General features: G+C 63.4%; 15 protein-coding genes and 1 tRNA gene. 8 read left to right on the top strand and 8 right to left on the bottom strand.

Annotation, left to right across the window (positions count from 1 at the left end; all coding sequences use genetic code 11):
- Positions 1-15: 15 nt before the first annotated feature.
- Positions 16-174 carry a hypothetical protein gene (locus QA643_RS38410; RefSeq protein WP_283031099.1) on the bottom strand — a complete coding sequence of 53 codons (159 nt, stop codon included), beginning with the start codon at positions 172-174 and terminating at the stop codon, positions 16-18.
- 76 nt (positions 175-250) lie between these two features.
- Here QA643_RS38410 and QA643_RS38415 point away from each other — a divergent pair, with 76 nt between their 5' ends.
- Entirely contained in the window at positions 251-1,492 is a 1,242-nt protein-coding gene (locus tag QA643_RS38415; protein WP_283031101.1) for an LLM class flavin-dependent oxidoreductase, read from the top strand.
- A gap of 153 nt (positions 1,493-1,645) precedes the next feature.
- On the opposite strand, the gene QA643_RS38420 is transcribed toward QA643_RS38415, so the two are convergent.
- Positions 1,646-2,470 (bottom strand): hypothetical protein, encoded by an 825-nt coding sequence (locus QA643_RS38420; RefSeq protein ID WP_283031103.1) that lies wholly within the window; start codon positions 2,468-2,470, stop codon positions 1,646-1,648.
- Between the two features lie 230 nt (positions 2,471-2,700).
- Here QA643_RS38420 and QA643_RS38425 point away from each other — a divergent pair, with 230 nt between their 5' ends.
- Positions 2,701-4,077 carry a cytochrome P450 gene (locus tag QA643_RS38425; protein ID WP_283031105.1) on the top strand — a complete coding sequence of 459 codons (1,377 nt, stop codon included), beginning with the start codon at positions 2,701-2,703 and terminating at the stop codon, positions 4,075-4,077.
- A gap of 122 nt (positions 4,078-4,199) precedes the next feature.
- Here QA643_RS38425 and QA643_RS38430 read toward each other — a convergent pair whose 3' ends face one another.
- Complete coding sequence (locus QA643_RS38430; RefSeq protein WP_283031107.1) at positions 4,200-4,694, bottom strand: cupin domain-containing protein; 495 nt, start codon at positions 4,692-4,694, stop codon at positions 4,200-4,202.
- Between the two features lie 200 nt (positions 4,695-4,894).
- Here QA643_RS38430 and QA643_RS38435 point away from each other — a divergent pair, with 200 nt between their 5' ends.
- The 3 genes from QA643_RS38435 (at position 4,895) to QA643_RS38445 (ending at position 11,082) form a co-directional block, all read left to right on the top strand.
- Positions 4,895-5,857, top strand: coding sequence for a sensor histidine kinase (locus QA643_RS38435; protein WP_283031109.1), 963 nt, complete (start codon positions 4,895-4,897; stop codon positions 5,855-5,857).
- Positions 5,858-6,081: 224 nt separating this feature from the next.
- Positions 6,082-7,857, top strand: a complete 1,776-nt coding sequence (locus QA643_RS38440; protein WP_283031110.1) for an EAL domain-containing protein — start codon at positions 6,082-6,084, stop codon at positions 7,855-7,857.
- A gap of 117 nt (positions 7,858-7,974) precedes the next feature.
- Positions 7,975-11,082 carry an EAL domain-containing protein gene (locus tag QA643_RS38445; RefSeq protein WP_283031112.1) on the top strand — a complete coding sequence of 1,036 codons (3,108 nt, stop codon included), beginning with the start codon at positions 7,975-7,977 and terminating at the stop codon, positions 11,080-11,082.
- Here QA643_RS38445 and QA643_RS38450 read toward each other — a convergent pair.
- Both QA643_RS38450 and QA643_RS38455 read right to left on the bottom strand, forming a co-directional pair.
- A complete protein-coding gene (locus QA643_RS38450) occupies positions 10,998-12,932 on the bottom strand; it encodes a patatin-like phospholipase family protein (RefSeq protein WP_283031114.1) in 1,935 nt (644 codons plus the stop codon). The two genes, QA643_RS38445 and QA643_RS38450, sit on opposite strands and share 85 nt — an antisense overlap.
- Positions 12,933-13,080: 148 nt before the next feature.
- Entirely contained in the window at positions 13,081-14,160 is a 1,080-nt protein-coding gene (locus QA643_RS38455) for an LLM class flavin-dependent oxidoreductase (RefSeq protein WP_283031116.1), read from the bottom strand.
- 136 nt (positions 14,161-14,296) lie between these two features.
- Here QA643_RS38455 and QA643_RS38460 point away from each other — a divergent pair, with 136 nt between their 5' ends.
- Complete coding sequence (locus QA643_RS38460; RefSeq protein WP_283031118.1) at positions 14,297-14,704, top strand: YccF domain-containing protein; 408 nt, start codon at positions 14,297-14,299, stop codon at positions 14,702-14,704.
- 12 nt (positions 14,705-14,716) lie between these two features.
- Here the strand turns inward: QA643_RS38460 and QA643_RS38465 are convergent, their stop codons facing one another.
- Positions 14,717-15,190 carry a universal stress protein gene (locus QA643_RS38465; protein WP_283031120.1) on the bottom strand — a complete coding sequence of 158 codons (474 nt, stop codon included), beginning with the start codon at positions 15,188-15,190 and terminating at the stop codon, positions 14,717-14,719.
- Between the two features lie 168 nt (positions 15,191-15,358).
- Here QA643_RS38465 and QA643_RS38470 point away from each other — a divergent pair.
- Positions 15,359-15,435, top strand: a tRNA-Arg gene (locus QA643_RS38470).
- Positions 15,436-15,901: 466 nt separating this feature from the next.
- Here QA643_RS38470 and QA643_RS38475 read toward each other — a convergent pair.
- Both QA643_RS38475 and QA643_RS38480 read right to left on the bottom strand, forming a co-directional pair.
- Entirely contained in the window at positions 15,902-16,210 is a 309-nt protein-coding gene (locus tag QA643_RS38475) for a HigA family addiction module antitoxin (protein ID WP_283031122.1), read from the bottom strand.
- An 8-nt stretch (positions 16,211-16,218) separates the two neighbouring features.
- Entirely contained in the window at positions 16,219-16,515 is a 297-nt protein-coding gene (locus QA643_RS38480; RefSeq protein ID WP_283031124.1) for a type II toxin-antitoxin system RelE/ParE family toxin, read from the bottom strand.
- 139 nt (positions 16,516-16,654) lie between these two features.
- Between QA643_RS38480 and fabA the strand changes: the two genes are divergently transcribed.
- Positions 16,655-17,185, top strand: coding sequence for a bifunctional 3-hydroxydecanoyl-ACP dehydratase/trans-2-decenoyl-ACP isomerase (fabA, locus tag QA643_RS38485; RefSeq protein WP_283031126.1), 531 nt, complete (start codon positions 16,655-16,657; stop codon positions 17,183-17,185).
- Positions 17,186-17,192: the final 7 nt, after the last annotated feature.

The following is a 17,192-nucleotide window of genomic DNA, read 5'->3' on the forward strand; positions in this document are numbered from 1 at the left end:
CCGGCCTGGATGATCTCAGCATTCGGTCATTTCTGCGATTACCCCGGAGGTAATCGAACCACCTTGCATCGATGGGCGCACCTTCATGGAGCGCTCAAAGGACGAAAATTCCGGACGACGGTAAGTCAGCCCATGCTGCGTGACAACCATGCGCTGGTGGCGGAGTTCGAGCATTGCCTTGCCCTCTCCCACCCCGTACCTTGGCCGCCGAACAATTCCAAAACAACAATAAATCCGGAGAGAACCGCCCATGGCACTCCTGAAGTTCGGAGCCTTTCTCGCCCCGCATCATCCGATCGGCGAGCATCCGCTGCTCCAGTTCCGCCGCGACCTCGATTTTGTCGAGCAGATCGATACGCTCGGCTATGACGAGTTCTGGTGCGGCGAGCACCATTCCTCGGGCTGGGAGATGATCGCCTCGCCGGAAATGTTCCTCGCCGCCGCCGGCGAGCGCACCAAGCGCATCAAGCTCGGGACCGGCGTGATCTCGCTGCCCTATCACCATCCCTACAATGTCGCGCAGCGCATGGTGCAGCTCGACTGGATGACCGGCGGCCGCGCCATTTTCGGCTCGGGCCCGGGCGCGCTCGCCTCCGACGCGCATACGCTCGGCATCGACCCGATGACGCAGCGCGACCGCCAGGACGAGGCGATCGCGATCATCCGCCGCCTGTTCAAGGGCGAGCGCGTCACCGCCAAGAGCGACTGGTTCACCATGCAGGACGCCGCGCTGCAGCTCCTCCCGCTGCAGGAAGACATGCCATTCGTGGTGGCCTCGCAGATCTCGCCCTCCGGCATGACCCTCGCCGGCAAATACGGCATCGGCATCATCTCGCTCGGCTCGATGTCGACGCAGGGGCTGATGGCGCTGCCGACGCAATGGGGCTTTGCCGAGGACGCGGCCAAGAAGGCCGGCACAACCGTGAGCCGCGACGACTGGCGCGTGCTGCTATCCTGGCACATCGCCGAGACGCGCGAACAGGCGCAGCGCGAGGCCGGTCCCGGCCTGATGCGCTGGCACAACGAATATAACGTCCGCACGCTGCAGCGGCCCGGCCTCGAGCCGTTCACCTCGGCGGAGGATGCGGTGGAGAAGACCGCGGGCGGTGAGAACGCGGCGTCCACCATCGGCACGCCGGACGATCTCGTCAAAACCATCAAGAACCTGATCAACGTTTCCGGCGGCGTCGGCGCCATCATCGGCTTCGTGCATGACTGGGCCAATCCGGAGAACACGCGCCGGAGCTGGGACATGGTCGCGCGCTACGTGATTCCGGAGATCAACGGCTACGTCACCAAGCTGCGCGAGTCGCAGAAATTCCTCATCGAGAACCGCGCCGTGTTCGAGCGGGCGGGTCAGGCCGTGATGGCCAAGATCATGGAGAACGAAAAGGCCGCCGCGGCGCTCGCCCATACCGGCCCGGGCCGCGTCGCGATCCCGACCATCAACGCGCCGGATTTGCAGAAGGAAGCCGCCAAGCGCAAGGCGTAAGGGCTTTCGAGATCGCGATATCTCTCCCCGTCATTGCGAGGAGCGAAAGCGACGAAGCAATCCATGCCTCGGCTTGTGGGGCTATGGATTGCTTCGCTGCGCTCGCAATGACGGGGTAGGCAGTTCTGCCCCAGTGATGCACCAACAGCGCGTCTACTTCCCGTAATATTCCTGCACGGTGTCCCAGGCGATATTCTGCAAAAACTTCACCGTCTGCGCATCGAGCCCCGCCAGATAGGCATTGCCGACCGGCGAGCGTCCGGTCAGCGCGGCAAACACCACGCAGGACCCCAGATAAGTGCCGGCAGCGCTCGGGTGGCGCTTGTCGGCCGCGTAGAGATTGATCTCGGGCTGCTTGTCGAGCGCTTTCGCAAAGGCAAGACCAGCCGGAATCACCAGCGCATTGTTTTCATTGCCGGCGATCGTATAGGCCTCGGCGAGCTGCGCTGTCATTTCCGGCTTATTGGCGTAGGCCCAGGACATGAAGAACACCGGCTTGGTGCCCTTGGCGCGCACGATGTCGCTGCTCTTCTTGGCGAATTCGGTGAACACCGACTTCAGGTTCGGATGGATCGGGCACTGGCTGCAATCCATCATGATGGCGACGTCGAACAATTTGTCGAGCTTGTTGAACACCACATTGTTGTTCTCGTCGAAGGAGTAGGAGCCGATCGCCTTGGGCCGGAAATAGCTTTCGACATCATGCCAATCGATGCCGGAGCCGCTGATCGTGACCGAGGTGGCGCGGTAGGCCTGCTTGTTGGCGGCGTCGGCGGCCCGCTGCATTGCCAGCACGTGGCTGTGCATGCTGTTGTTGTAATAGAAGAAGCTGTTGCCGATGAAGATTTCGGTCTTGGGAAAGTCCGGCCCGAGGCTCGTCACGAGCGGCTTGGTCTGCGCCTTTGCCACGCTTGCAACGGCCGCAATTCCGACCAGTGCGACAACGGCAATCGCAAGAACACGAAGCAATTTTGTCATAAGCTCCCCCTAATATGCTTGATTTTGGGACACGATAGCACGCCTTCGGGCGGTATGTTGCGGAATTGAACCGGCCGCAGCGCACGCCGCCACGCGTTCGTGCTATAGGCTGACGGGAAACAAAATCTTACTTGCGGTGCAAGCGACGGCCGCGGCGCAATATCCGGGCCACGACAAAGCCACCGTACAATTGATAATATCGGCGAAATTACAAAACCGGAGCAATCGCCATGTCGATGCAGAGTGTTGCGTCCCCCGCCAACATACCGGTGCCACCGAACCCTAGGGCGTTGCGGCACATTCCCGGCAACGAGGGCTGGCCGTTCATCGGCAACACGCTGGCGGTGCTGGCCGACCCCAAGGGACAGATCGAGAAGTCGGCCGCCAAATACGGCCTGGTCTATCGCACCCATCTGTTCGGCGAGACCAGCGTGACGATGCTCGGGCCCGAGGCCAACGAGCTCGTGTTGTTCGACCAGGGGCGGCTGTTCTCCTCGACCCATGGCTGGGGGCCGATCCTCGGCCTGTTGTTTCCGCGCGGGCTGATGTTGCTGGATTTCGAGGAGCACCGCCTGCACCGCCGCGCTTTGTCGGTCGCGTTCAAGTCGGGACCGATGAAGTCCTACCTCGTCGGCCTCGACCGCGGCATTGCCGCGCGGGTCAAGCAGTGGAAGGCGCAACCGGGTGAGATGCTGGTGTATCCGGCGATGAAGCAGCTCACGCTCGACCTGGCGGCGACGTCGTTCCTCGGCACCGACATCGGGCCCGAGGTCGACGACATCACCCGCGCCTTCGTTGACATGGTGGCCGCCGCCGTGGCGCCGATCCGGCGGCCGCTGCCGTTCACGCAGATGGGCCGCGGCGTTGCCGGCCGCAAGCGGATCGTCGCCTATTTCGCCGAGCAGATTCCGATCCGCCGCGCGCGCGGCGGCGGCGATGACCTGTTCTCGCAGCTCTGCCAGGCGACGCATGAAGACGGCGCACTGCTGTCGACCCAGGACATCATCGACCACATGAGTTTTCTGATGATGGCGGCGCATGACACGCTGACGTCGTCGCTGACCTCCTTTGTCGGCGAGCTGGCCGCTCATCCCGAATGGCAGCAGCAGTTGCGCGAGGAAGTCAAAGGCCTCGGCATCGAGGCCAACGATCCCTCCAGCGTCGATAATCTCGAAAAAATGCCGCTGTCGGAAATGGCGTTCAAGGAAGCGCTGCGGCTGAAGCCGCCGGTACCCTCGATGCCGCGCCGCGCGGTGCGGGACTTTTCGTTCAGGGGATACCACGTTCCCGCCGGCACGCTGGTCGGCGTCAACCCGCTGTTCACCCACCATATGCCCGAGATCTGGCCCGACCCTGACAAGTTCGATCCACTGCGCTTCACCGACGAGGCGCAGCGCAACCGCCATCGCTTCGCCTGGGTGCCGTATGGCGGCGGCGCGCATATGTGCCTCGGCCTGCACTTCGCCTACATGCAGGCGAAATGCTTTGCGCGGCATTTCCTGCAGAACCTCAGTGTCTCGCTGGAGCCGGGCTACAAATCGGATTGGCAGATGTGGCCGATCCCGAAGCCGCGGGATGGGCTCAAGGTGACGATCAAGCAGGTATGATGCGCGGAAGGTGAGCAAAACGCAGATGCGTAGGATGGGTAGAGCGCAGCGAAACCCATCGCCACGAACACCGGCATTGATGGGTTTCGCTGCGCTCTACCCATCCTACGGTTCTTACGCTTCTACTTCACCAGCGTCGTGAGCTGGGCACCCTCATCCGCCACGAACACGGCGATCAACTCCGCCGGCTCGGTGACGCTGGCATTGGCCGAGACCAGATGCGTCGAGCCGGGCGGCTCGAAGAACGACTGGCCGACGCCGAACGTCTCGACCGGCCCGCCGGCCAATTGCGAACGAATTTCGCCCTTGGTGATATAGGCGGTGACGGAGCCGGCATGGCGGTGCGGCGGCGTAAATCCGCCGGGGCCGTAGAAGACGCGGACGATGCTGACGCGCTTGCCCGCCACGTTCGGCAATGCATGCGACGAGATCGGCTCAACCACATCCTGCGAGCCGGTGACGCTGTTGGCGCACAAAGGCTCGATGATCGTCGAGACGGCATCGATGGTCGACGGCAGGGCCTTGCCGATCAGGAAGGCGCAGGCGAGGCCGGCAATGACGGCGAGGTGGAACGGGCGGTCTTCTGATGCCGGCGACAGCCGGAACGTTGCGGACATTTGCGTCTCCCCCTTGCGTTATCTGCTTGTCGTTACGAGGAGCAATATTCCCGCCCCTCGCCGGCATGGCAAGCGAGCTTGTTCCATCACAGCCCTCCGGCGCGGGCCGGGCGATGGCCCTTCGAAGGCTCAGAAATCCCCTATTTTCGCTATGATCGGCCTTATTGTGGATTCGCTGATCACGTGGAGTGACAAGCCCGATGAAGAAATTGATCGACGAATTCAGACGCGGCTGGCAGGGAATTGCCCAGCCCTCGCTGCTGTTCAGCACGGTGTTCGTGGCCGGCTGCCTCGCCGCGTCGACGCTCGCCCGCTGGGGCGTTGCCCAGATTCGGCCCGATGTCTTCTTCACGCCGTATTTCCCCGCCGTGTTCCTCGCTGCCGCGGTCGGCGGCGCCCGGGCTGGTATAGCGACCGCGATCGCGGGCGGCGTGCTCGGCGTCACCGTCAGCTTCAGCGACACCAACGTCGATACCGCGCGATTCGCGCTGCTCCTGATGTTCTGGGCGGTGTGCGGCTTCGCCATCTGGGGCGTCGAGCACTACCGGAGGATCGTCACGCAGCAGCGGGAGGACTCCAAGCGCCTGATCAAGGAAGAGGAATACCGCAAGCTTCTCGTTGAGGAATTGCAGCACCGGCTCAAGAACAAGACCTCGACGATCCACGCCGTGCTGCACCAGGTGCTGCAGGACCAGCCGCAGGTCTGGGGCAGGATCGACCACCGCCTCCGGGCATTGTCGGCGACCGACGATCTGATCGCGCGGCTCGATGGCAGCGGCTGCGACATCAAGGACATGCTGCGTGCCGAACTCGGCCCCTATGGCCATGTCCGGTTCAACCTGAACGGCGACTCGCTGTTCCTGCCGGCCAAGCTGGCGGTCAGCCTGGCGCTGATCTTTCACGAGCTGGCGACCAACGCCGGCAAGTATGGCGCGTTTTCCTCGGCGCGCGGGCTGTTGCAGGTGTCGTGGACGACGTCGGAGGGACGCCTCAACGTCACCTGGGACGAGACCGAAGGTCCCGTGATCGAAAAGGTTGGCCCGAGCGGCTTCGGCACAAAACTGCTGCAATCGGCGCTCCGCGCGTTCGACGGCAAGACCGAAATCAGCTTCCTGAAGTCAGGCGTACATTGCACGATGCAATGCCGGATTCCTGCGGCCTGAGGCGAGCTGGCGCTGTCGTCCGTTCCGTACGCAGACGCGACACCAGCGCTCCGCAATACATGAACGGAAGCTCACCTTGCAGCCGCTGTCTCTCGCATCACGTTGAGATTCTGTTAATGACGATCCCGCCAATAAGATCGTAAAACTCCGACTTTTACGGTTGTTGCGGTTTTTCGGAGTTCCACTTAACCAATGCTACAAGGGACTTTGCGAAGCTCGGGAGCATGCATAGTCCCTACAAGAAAAACTTTCAGGCCGCGGCGACGCAGGCCAGCAATGAAAGCATATTTGATTCCGAATTGAGCCTCCTGCGGGATGTCTTCAAGCTGCTTCCGGCCGGCGTGACCGTTCAGGACGAGAGCGGCGAGTTCGTGCTGATGAACGACGCCGGGGCAACCCTGTTGCAGCGGGCGACGACGGCGGGAACGTCTTCGCAATTGAGCGACCGCCGCGAAACCTGTCTCGAACTGCTTCGTGCCGGCCGCCCGGCCGTGCTTGAAGAGGCCATGGCCGGCGGTCCGACCAAGCAGGTATTTCTGACTTCGCACCGGCCCATCAGGGTCGCCGGGCGCAATCTCCTGATCTCGAGCTCGACCGATATCAGCGAGCAGAAGGCGTTCGAGGACCACCTGTTCCGCTCCGCCTATTACGACGAACTGACCGGCCTTCCGACGCGGCGCGTGATCGAGCATCGCGTCGACAGCCTGCTGAAATACGACAACGGCCAAGGCCGCTTCGCGCTGGCCTTTCTCGACGTCGACAATTTCAAGCACATCAACGACTATTACGGGCACACCGTCGGCGACGCGCTGCTGGCGGAGATCGCCAAGCGGCTGGGACTGGACTTGCGCGAATCCGACATCCTGTCGCGCATCAGCGGCGACGAATTCGTGCTGCTGCTCAACCCGGTCGAGAGCGTCGCCGAGGTCGAGGAGTTCATCCACTTCATCCTGCAGCGGCTGAAAGCGCCGTTCTTCATCGATCAGTCCGAAATATTCGCCTCGACCTCCATCGGCGTGAGCCTCTATCCCGAGCATGGTCGCAGCTATGAGGTGCTGCGCCAGAACGCGGACATCGCGATGTACCGCGTCAAGAACGACAGCAAGGGCGACGCGGCATTCTTCGATTCCAGCATGGAGCGCGAGGCGCTGGCGCGCATGAAGATCGAGCAGTCGTTGCGGCTGGCGATCCTGGAAAAGCGCTTTTGCTGCGCCTTCCAGCCCAAAGTCGATATCCGGACCCAGGCGGTCATCGGCGTCGAGGCGCTGGTTCGCCTGCGCGACGACGAAGGGGTGATTCAGGCCCCTAGCACCTTCATCAATCTCGCCACCGAGCTCGGCCTGATCGACGAGCTGACGCACCTCGTGCTGGCGGAGATCGTCAAGTCGATCGACCTGATTAATGAGACCTTCGGCACCGAGACCACGATCAGCATCAACGTTGCCGCCAAGCAGGCCGGCAACCCCGACTTCATGCGGCCGTTCGCCGAGGCGCTCGAGGCCACCGGCTTTCCGCAGCGCTTCATGATCGAGGTGACGGAAGACGCGTTCGTCACCAAGACCCACATCCAGGACGAGATCCTGCCGATTTTCCGCAGGCTCGGCGTCAAGATCTCGATCGACGATTTCGGCATCGGCTACTCGTCGCTGTCGGCGCTCGCCGACATCACCGCCGACGAGATCAAGATCGACCGCTCCTTCATCACCGACATCCATAAGCGCCCGCGCAGCCAGGGCATCCTGCGCGCGATCGAGTCTCTGAGCGAAGCGCTCGGCATGACCGTGATCGCCGAGGGGCTCGAAAGCTTCGAGGAGCTCGCCTATCTGCAGGCCGCGACCAAGATCCGCTATGCCCAGGGCTACTACTTCTCGAAGCCGATCTTCCTGGAAGACCTCCGGCTGGCGTCTCCCCGCGCCAGCGAGGCACGCGGCAGCATCACCAGCCGTCCGGCGCCGGAGACGCGCGCCGCCTACGCGCGCGGCGGCAGCTACCGCCGCTAGAAAACAAGCCGCCCCGCCGTGCGGCGCCAAGACGCGCGGTTAAGCTTTAGGTAACCGGTTTTCCTAACGGCTTATGACATCTGCACATCGTATGCATGTTCCCCAGGGAAAGGGAGAATGCGCGGTCTGTTTCACCACCTGCTCGGCCTCACGGCCCGAGCCGCAGCCACCGGGCGGCACCTCGCCGCAACGATCCGGGGCCCTGTGCTGTGGCTGACGCTGTGCGGCGGCCTCTTGGTCGCGGCGATCTTTGTCGGCACCATCATGACGGTCGGCGAATTCCGCGAGCGTGCGCTCGTCAACAGCGAGCGCGAGCTGGAGAACACCGTTCTGCTGCTCGCCCGTCACTTCGACCAGCAGTTCGAGGATTCCGATACCCTCGCCGACGACGTGATCTCCCGGCTGCAGATTTCCGGCATCGCCTCGGAGAGGGCATTCCGCGACCGCGTCGCAAGCACCGAAGCGCACGAGATCCTGAGGGCCAAGGCCGGCGTGCTGTCCTATCTCGGCGATATCTCGATCTTCGATTCCAACGGCGACATGATCAACTGGTCGCGGCCGCTGCCGGCACGAAAACTCAACATATCCGAGCGGGCGTATTTCAAGAGCTTCAAGTTCGATCCGCAATCGCCCTCCGTCTTGGCCGAGTCGGTTCGCAGCTACATAACCGGCAATCTCAACTCCGTGATCGCGCACCGGCTGCGCGGCGAAGACGGCACCTTCCTCGGCGTGATGACGCGGCGGATCAACCCGGCCAACTACGAAAAATTCTTCGCTTCCGTAACGCTCGGAACGGGCGCTGCGATCTCGATGTTTCATGCCGACGGCACCCTGCTCGCGCGGCACCCGCGTGTCGACGAATTGATCGGAAAGAATTTCTCGACGGCGCCGCTGCTGCAGCGTGTCCGCGAAAGCGGCACCCGGCAGACGTTGCGGGTGCAGAGCCCGATCGACCAGGCCGACAGGTTGGGATCCGCGGCCCCGCTTGCGCATTATTCGGGCGTCGTGGTCGCAACCAACACGGCGACCGCCGCGCTGGCCGACTGGCGCGAGCAAACCCGTCTCCTCGTCATCGCCGCGATGCTGTCGGTAGCAGTGATCGCCCTGACGCTGTTCCTGATCATCCGGCAGATCACAAGGCAGAACCGCGAAGCGCAACAGCGGCTGGAGACCGAGCGGGGCCGGCTCGATACCGCCCTGAACAACATGATCCAGGGCCTGGCGACGTTTGACGCCTCGGCCCGTCTCGTGACCTTCAACCAGCGCTACATCGACATGCACAATCTGTCGGCCGAATTGGTCAAGCCCGGCTGTCATCTTCGCGATCTGATGCAGCATCGCAGGGATCGCGGCTCGTTCGATGGCGACATCGACGAGTTCTGCCGTTCAGTCGTGCAGAACATCGCGCGTGGTGAGGCAGGCCACAGCATCACCCAATGCGCCGATGGGCGCACTTTCTTGACGGTGAGAAAGCCGCTGGCGGATGGCGGCTGGATCGCCACCATGGAAGACATCACTGAGCGGCGCAATCTTGAGCAGGAGCGCGACCGCAACTACGCCTTCCTGAGCCAGATCATCGATCACATCCCCTCGCAGATTACCGTGAAGGATGTGCACGACCGCCGCTATCTGCTGGTCAACCGCGTGGCGGAGGCCCAGTTCGGTATTTCGCGCGACCTGATCGTCGGCAAGACCGCCGCCGAGATCTTTCCGCCGGCCGCCGCCGAGATCATTGCAGCGGATGAGGAGAAGACGCTGCAATCCCCCGACGGCCTATTCAAGGACGAACATGTCTGGGAAACGCAGGGGATGGGCCCGCGTTACCTCACCTCCAGGCGGCTCGGCATCCGCAATTCGGCCGGACAGGCGCGCTACATCATCAACGTCGTCGACGATGTCACCGAGCGCCGGCTCGCCAACGAAAAGATCGCGCATCTGGCGCATTATGACGCGCTGACCGACCTGCCGAACCGGGTGCTGTTCCGCGAACAGATCGAGCGCGCACTGCACAAAGCCAGGGAGGGCGAGCAATTCGCCCTGCTCTATATCGACATCGACGAATTCAAGGGCATCAACGATTCGCTCGGACACCATGTCGGCGACGAGCTGTTGAAGGCCGTCGCGGCCTGCCTCAAGGACTGCACCAAGCCAGACGATCTGATCGCCCGCCTCGGCGGCGATGAATTCGCGGTGATCCAGACCGCGATCAACGGCCGCCGCGACGTCGAGGAATTCGTCGCCCGCATCTACGAGGCGATCCGCCGCCCCTACCAGTGCCTCGGCCATCAGCTCTCGACCGATGCCAGCATCGGCATCGCGCTCGCACCGGAGGACGGGACCGAGCTCGACCAGCTGATCAAGCATGCTGACCTGGCGATGTACGCCGCCAAGGCCGAGGGGCGCCGCACCCATCGTTTCTTCGAGCCCGCCATGGACGCCCGCGCGCAGGCGCGGCTGACCATGGAGCAGGATCTGCGGCAGGCGCTATCCGACGGCCGCTTCGAACTCCATTACCAGCCGCTGCTCGACCTCGGGAGCGGCGAAGTGACCGGCTGCGAGGCGCTGCTGCGCTGGCGCCATCCCGTGCGCGGCATGATCTCGCCCGCCGAATTCATCCCGGTCGCGGAGGATACCGGCCTGATCAACGAGATCGGCGACTGGGTGATGCAAACCGCCTGCGCCGAAGCGGCAAGGTGGCCGTCCCGGGTCCGGATCGCCGTCAACGTTTCTCCGATCCAGTTGAAGTCGCCGACACTGGCGCTGCGGATCACCGGGGCGCTCGCCGCCTCCGGCCTGGCGCCCGACCGGCTCGAGATCGAAATCACCGAGGCGGTGCTGATCCATGACGATGAAAGCGCGCTGGCGATCCTGCACCAGCTCCGCGCCATCGGCGTGCGCATCGCGCTCGACGATTTCGGCACCGGCTTCTCCTCGCTGAGCTACCTCAAGCGTTTCCCGTTCGACAAGATCAAGATCGACCGCTGCTTCATCAGCGATATCGATGACGACGGTTCGGCGGCGATCGTGCAGGCGGTGGTGAACATCGCATCCGCCCGCAACATGACGACGACCGCCGAAGGCGTCGAGACCGAGCAGCAGCGCGAGATGCTGCGCCAGCTCGGCTGTACGCAGATGCAGGGCTACCTGTTCAGCGCACCGAAGCCGGCCGCCGAGGCAAGGCGGCTGTTGGGCGCGCGATTGGAAGCCGCGACCGCGGTGGCCTGACGCCGCTCCAGCGCGCCGGCGTCGAGGAGGGCTGCGATCGCCGAACTGCCGCCCGCCTCCAGTGCCGCAATCGCCTCCTTGGCCCAAGCGTAGGACGCCTCGAAGATTTCCGTGTGGCGGTCGAAATCCGTCACCTCGATATCCGGCGGAAGCGGCGGCCGCATCACCGTATCGAACGGTCCGGTCGGCAACGTGTCGTAGCGCTGGTGCGCGACGAGACTGCGCCACAGAACATTCACCGCGCTCGGCGCCGCCGGCAGCAGTTTCTTGCGGAACGGCGTCAGCATCGCGGCGATCAGCTCCAACCTTCCCGGCAGCGACGCATAGTCGACATCGAACATCTCCGCCGCCGGCTCGCCGAAATGCACGACCAGATTGGGGCCGCTCTTGAGCTGGTGCATCGAGGCCAGCGGCACGTTGTCGATCAGACAGCCGTCGACCAGCATCGCGCCATCAGGCGTATAGAACGGCGGCAATAGCCCGGGGATCGCGCTCGAGGCGCGCACCGCCTGCCAGAGCGGCCCGGTGCGAATCAGCTCGAGACTGTGGGTCGATAGATTAGTAGCGACGGCCGCAAAGGGCCGCCAGCAATCCTCGATCCGGCAGTCAGGGCCGTATTGGTGCGCCAGCGCGCGGTCGAACGCCTTGTGGTCCAGCAGGGAGTAACGCGGCCAGGTCGGCCGCCGAAAACTCCGGCTCTTGACGAAGATCTCGTGGGTGCCGCGCTCCAGGTGCTCGGCCTCGAGATTCTTTGCAAACCCGGCCACCATGGCGGAACCGACACTGGTGCCGACAAAAATGTCGAACATCACGCCGCGCTCGCGAAACGCCTTGTAGATTCCGACATGCGCGGTGCCAAAACTGCCACCGCCGGCGGCGACGAAGCCGACCGCGCGGCCGCACAGGAAGCGGATCAGGCTGTCGATATCGACTTGGTCCTCCAGCGCGATGTGGTGGTGCATGAAAGACGGCAGCCGGGCGAGCCAGGCGGCCGTCCCCGAAACCGCACCGCTGCGCTTGTCGTGAATACGGACCAGTCGTCTAGCCGAAATCGGATGAACCTCGCAGGCAAACGCCTCGATTTCAGTGAGCGCAGCCGCGGGGGCGTCGCCGCGGCAGGCGAACACGACCATGTCGGCCTGCCGGATCGCCTTGCGCGCCCAAGGCGAGGATTCATGGCCGCCGAGATAGACCACCAGCGGCGCAGCGTGTTCGAGCTTGTTGAGCCATTCGGTGACCTCATGCGCATCGAGCGCGCGGGAGGGAAACATCGCCTGCAGGCGTTCAATATCGACGATCTCGGCCTGGGTCGCAGCCAGTCCCTCGCGCATCCGCCGATCGAACGCGCCAGGCAGCGGCTCGATCCCGCCGCCGATCAGCGCCACGGTTCGTGCCTTCGGCGAAGTGCGAAACGGGGCGATGCGCGCGGTCTCCCTGGCAAATCGCTGCGCCAGCGCGGCGAGCAGCGCCTCGACGATCGCGGGCGCCTCGGTGACCAGCTTTTGATAGGCCGGGCGGGTCAGCGCCAGCACGCTGGTGTCGCGGATGGCGATCACATCGGCGGTGCGCGGCACGTTGGCGAAGAAGCCAATCTCGCCGACCAGTTCGCCCGCGCGAAGCTCGGCGATCGGTTCGTGATAGCCGGTCTTGCGCACTGCGAGCGCGCCATGCAGCACCAGGAAAAGCGAATCCGACGGCCCACCCTGGGCGACCAGCATCTGGCCGCGCACCAGATCCTGGCGGACCATGGCACCCAGCGCCCTCAGCCGCTGTTCCGAGCTAAGCGTCCGGAACAGCGCGAAGTCGTCCAGCGCAGAGCTCCAGGCCAGGACCGAGCTCGACCCACTCATTTGGCGGTACCCAGTTGAAACGGCCTGACTTTAGCGCCGGGCACAGACCATCGCGAGTGATATAAAGGCTTGCAGACTAGCGCAGTGCAGCAGTAGGCCGGCGCCGATACCCGGGCAAATGCACTGCAGCATGAGCATTGCCTCTGCCCTACGCCGCCCACCGGCCGCGATTATTCTCGGCCAGGATGGGCCGGATCAGCCGGCCGAAGCGCTCGGCCTCCTCGTCGTGCAGATAGCCGGACAGGCAGAAGGAATGGCAACCGGCATCGATGAATTGCTGCAGCGTGTCGGCGCACTGGACGGGATTGCCGACCACTGCAATGCCGGCGCCGGGACGGACCTTCGTGATACCGGTCCACAGGTGAGGCAGCAGCAGATCGCCATGCTCGCGCGCGAGCTGCTGCACGCGCATGTTCGCCTCCGAGCGGTTATAGAGCGTCTTCATCTCCTGCTTCTGCCGCTCGGTGGCATGCCGCACCAACTGGTCGGCAGCCTCCCAGGCATCCGCCTCGTTCTCGCGGCAGATCACCTGCAGCCGCATGCCGAAGCCGATGTCGTTTTCGCGGTCATGCGCCCGCGCCATCTGCCTGATTTCGGCAATGTTGGCGGCGATCTTTTCCGGCAGATCGCCCCAGAATAGATGCACATCGGAATGTTTCGCCGACAATTCCCACGCCTGACGCGAGCCACCGCCGAGATAGAATTTTGGGAACGGCTGCTGGTGCGGCCGCGGACGGATATGCGCGCCCGACAATTTGTGAAATTTTCCCTCGAAGTTTACCGGCCCACGCGTCGTCCATAGCGCCTTGAGGATCGAGACTTCCTCTTCCATCAGCTCATAGCGCGCTTCCTTCGGGTAGCGCACACCCTCGCCCTCGACCTCGCTTTCGTTCTGGCCGGCGATCAAATTGATGCAGATCCGCCCGCCCGACATCTGGTCGAAGGTCGAGATCATTTTTGCCAGTAACACCGGGTTGATGTAGCCGGGCCGCGCCGCGATCAGCGGCTTGATGGCCGAGGAGCGCGCCGCCATGAACGCGCCCGTGATCCACGCCTCCCAGCACACCGAGCCGACCGGGATCAGCAAATATTCGAAGCCGGCCTTTTCCGCCGCCTGCACGACGCGGTCGCATAGTTCGGGCGAGCCCGGAATCTGCGCTTCCATCAGGCCATAGGCCGTGGTGTCGCCATGCGTGGGCAGATACCAGCCGAATTCGAGCGGACGCATGACGTTTCTCCTTATCGACGCTTGTTGCCTGGTCGTTAGGCCCGAGTTTAACGGCTATGAAGCGCGCGGCAATCGGGTTCCCGCGCAGGGCGATTTTCGATTCCAATCGCGCGTGCCGCAAGATAGAGTCCCTGCCATGTCTCCGGTGTCGCTGCTGCTCAACATCATCTGGATCGTTCTCGGCGGCGCGTGGATGGCGTTCGGCTGGCTGGTCGCCGCGATCATCATGGCGATCACGATCATCGGCATTCCCTGGGCGCGGGCTGCGTTCAACATCGCGGCCTATACCTTGTTCCCGTTCGGCTTTACGGCGGTCTCGCGCGACGCCTATACGGGCCAAGAGGATATCGGCACCGGGCCGCTCGGGGTGATCGGCAATATCATATGGCTGGTGCTGGCGGGGTGGTGGCTGGCGCTCGGCCATGTGGTCACGGCCGTCTTGCTGGCCGTGACCATCATCGGCATTCCCTTTGCCTGGGCGCACTTGAAGCTTGCCGGCATCGCGCTGTGGCCGATCGGCAAGATCATCGTCCCCGCGAGCTGAACTCGCGTCGGGCTATTCCGCCGCCGCCGGCGCCGGCTTCAAACGCTCGAACTCGGCGTCGCTGATCTCGGTCTGCGCGACCAGCACGCTGCAGCGCAGGCGCTTGACGAGGTAGCTGCCGATCGAGCCGAACCAGCGCGCCAGCGTCCCCTGCGGGCGATGGCCGACCACGACGAGATGCGCGCCGATTTCCTCGGCTACCTCGGCGATTTTCTGGCCGGCGTCGCCGACCTCGAGCCGCGCGGTCGGCGTAAAGCCGAGCGCCTTCAGCCGCGCGATGCCCTCGTTCAGGATGGCCTTGTAATCTTCGGTCTGCAGCTCGATCGGGATCGTGAGCCCGGCCTCCGGGGTCATGATCGAGGAAACCTCGACAACGGCGAGCAAAAATACCTCGGATCGGCAGAGTTGTGCGAGCTTTGCGCCCTCCCGCAATGCGCGCCGCCCCTCGACCGAACCGTCATAGGCGAGAAGAACCTTCTTATACATCGGACGTCCCCATCCTTGGTTCAACACACCAAGACTAGCACCAAACGGCGGGAACGGATCGGAATTTTGCAGCCGAAACGCGGCCTTCGTCATGCCACCTTCGTCTCCCCACCCCTGCCCAGGGGCCGGTTGCCCCTGCCCGGCCAATCGGCTAAATGAAGGCCCGAAGCACCCGTAGCTCAGCTGGATAGAGCGTTGCCCTCCGAAGGCAAAGGTCACACGTTCGAATCGTGTCGGGTGCGCCATTTCGGTACAAAACTGGGCACGCCAAAACCCGCCGTTTTTGCGCTTGAAGCGGCGACGAGCGTTCGCAGGAGCGCGCTCTTCGATCCCATGGTGCGCAATTCTCTCTGATCGACCTCGATGCGTTGGGAGAGCGCCCGAAGGCGCCCCATTCCAGAAGCCTCGCCGCGCGTTCTCCTTCATGGCTCTAAGGGTGTGCGTCGCGTTATCCTTGGACTGTTACTCGTCGAACAGCGCCATGATCTGCCGGTCATGTTGCTCATGGGATCGTCGCCGAGCTCGCGGACTTGCCAATTGGCGCGCATCGCGCGCTGCCGCATCATAGCGCCACGGCGAAGCAATAGTGCCCATCTTCATCGGCCGTGGTCCGCCATTTACGCCAGAGCACGACGTCGCCCGCAGGCGCCTCTTCCCGCGTCGTCGCTATCGGTTATAACGTAGCTGGACGCGATGTGCAGGGCATCGGCATCACGCAGCCGCTCCAATGGGGCGGGCGCGCTTGATACGTTCGCGCTCGCGCGGCGAGTGCATCGCCTCCCAGATGTCGCTTCGCCGCTGCACGTTGAGCCAGAAGTCGGGACTGTTGCCGAACACGCGGGCAAGAATGAGTGCGGTAGGAGCTGTTATAGCCCGGCGATCGTTGCACAATTCGTTGACGTGCTTGCGCTGCACACCCATGGCCTTTGCCAGCGCGCTCTGCGTAAGGCTCATTGGCTCCATGAATTCCTGAGCCAGGATTTCTCCGACTGTTGCCGGCTTGCGTTTCGTCATCAACATGGGACACCTCAGCGATAGCTATGATCATCGAGATAGACGCCCGATGCTTCGCCGCGCCGGCCATCCCATCGAAAGATGAGCCGCCATTGGCTGTTGACGCGGATCGAGTGAAATCCTTCCAGTTTACCACGCAGCTTCTCGAAATGGTTGCTTGGCGGCACGCGCAAGTCCTGATCGGTCGTTGCATCGTCGAGCATCTGTAGCTTGCGAAAAAGGCGACTCTCCAAATCCGGCGGGACGTTTCGCGAGTGAACGTCATCCACGAAGAACGCGCGCAGCCAATCATCCCGGAAATTGGAAATCATTCACGCGTCCTAACGTGAGGCACTGTACCGCTCTATGGGACACTGGTCAACACCTATCGGCTGCGGCCTTGTTAAAGTCGCGTTAACGAACCACATGCCGCTTGGCACTATCCAATGACATCGCCAAGGTGAGCCCGCCGTGACGAACCCCCACGACTTCCACAAGCCGCAATCGACCTACAGTAAAGAGGACCTGCTCAAATCGAGCGAGGGCGGTTATTTCGGCCCGGGCAATGCCCAGTTGCCGGCACCGCCGATGCTGATGATGGACCGTATCGTCGAGATCAGCACGGATGGCGGCGAATTTGGCAAGGGCCACGTCGTCGGTGAGCTCGATATCAGGCCGGACCTCTGGTTTTTCGGCTGCTACTTTGCCGGCGACCCCATCATGCCGGGCTCCCTCGGCCTCGACGCCATGTGGCAGGTCATTGGCTATTGGCTCGGCTGGTCGGGCTCACCGGGGAAGGGACGCGCGGTCGGCGTCGGCGAGGTCGAATTGCGCGGTGGCGTCACGCCGGATACGGCGCGCGTGCGGTACGAGGTCAGCATGCGCCAGGTGAGGCGGGGCAAACTGGCGGTTGCCATCGCGAACGGCCGTGTCTTTGCCGATAACGTTTGCGTTTTTCTCGCAAAGGATCTGAGGGTCGGGCTGATCGCGTCCGCGAGCTGACGGCGGA

This window comes from Bradyrhizobium sp. CB3481 (assembly GCF_029714305.1).
Taxonomy (GTDB): domain Bacteria; phylum Pseudomonadota; class Alphaproteobacteria; order Rhizobiales; family Xanthobacteraceae; genus Bradyrhizobium.

Coding starts and splice junctions, on each gene's coding strand:
- QA643_RS38460 (WP_283031118.1), top strand. CDS start 14,297: ATGTCTCCGGTGTCGCTGCTGCTCAACATCATCTGGATCGTTCTCGGC.
- QA643_RS38435 (WP_283031109.1), top strand. CDS start 4,895: ATGAAGAAATTGATCGACGAATTCAGACGCGGCTGGCAGGGAATTGCC.
- QA643_RS38425 (WP_283031105.1), top strand. CDS start 2,701: ATGTCGATGCAGAGTGTTGCGTCCCCCGCCAACATACCGGTGCCACCG.
- QA643_RS38445 (WP_283031112.1), top strand. CDS start 7,975: ATGCGCGGTCTGTTTCACCACCTGCTCGGCCTCACGGCCCGAGCCGCA.
- QA643_RS38430 (WP_283031107.1), bottom strand. CDS start 4,694: ATGTCCGCAACGTTCCGGCTGTCGCCGGCATCAGAAGACCGCCCGTTC.
- QA643_RS38415 (WP_283031101.1), top strand. CDS start 251: ATGGCACTCCTGAAGTTCGGAGCCTTTCTCGCCCCGCATCATCCGATC.
- QA643_RS38480 (WP_283031124.1), bottom strand. CDS start 16,515: ATGATTTCCAATTTCCGGGATGATTGGCTGCGCGCGTTCTTCGTGGAT.
- QA643_RS38450 (WP_283031114.1), bottom strand. CDS start 12,932: ATGAGTGGGTCGAGCTCGGTCCTGGCCTGGAGCTCTGCGCTGGACGAC.
- QA643_RS38420 (WP_283031103.1), bottom strand. CDS start 2,470: ATGACAAAATTGCTTCGTGTTCTTGCGATTGCCGTTGTCGCACTGGTC.
- QA643_RS38465 (WP_283031120.1), bottom strand. CDS start 15,190: ATGTATAAGAAGGTTCTTCTCGCCTATGACGGTTCGGTCGAGGGGCGG.
- QA643_RS38475 (WP_283031122.1), bottom strand. CDS start 16,210: ATGTTGATGACGAAACGCAAGCCGGCAACAGTCGGAGAAATCCTGGCT.
- QA643_RS38410 (WP_283031099.1), bottom strand. CDS start 174: ATGCTCGAACTCCGCCACCAGCGCATGGTTGTCACGCAGCATGGGCTG.
- QA643_RS38455 (WP_283031116.1), bottom strand. CDS start 14,160: ATGCGTCCGCTCGAATTCGGCTGGTATCTGCCCACGCATGGCGACACC.
- QA643_RS38440 (WP_283031110.1), top strand. CDS start 6,082: ATGCATAGTCCCTACAAGAAAAACTTTCAGGCCGCGGCGACGCAGGCC.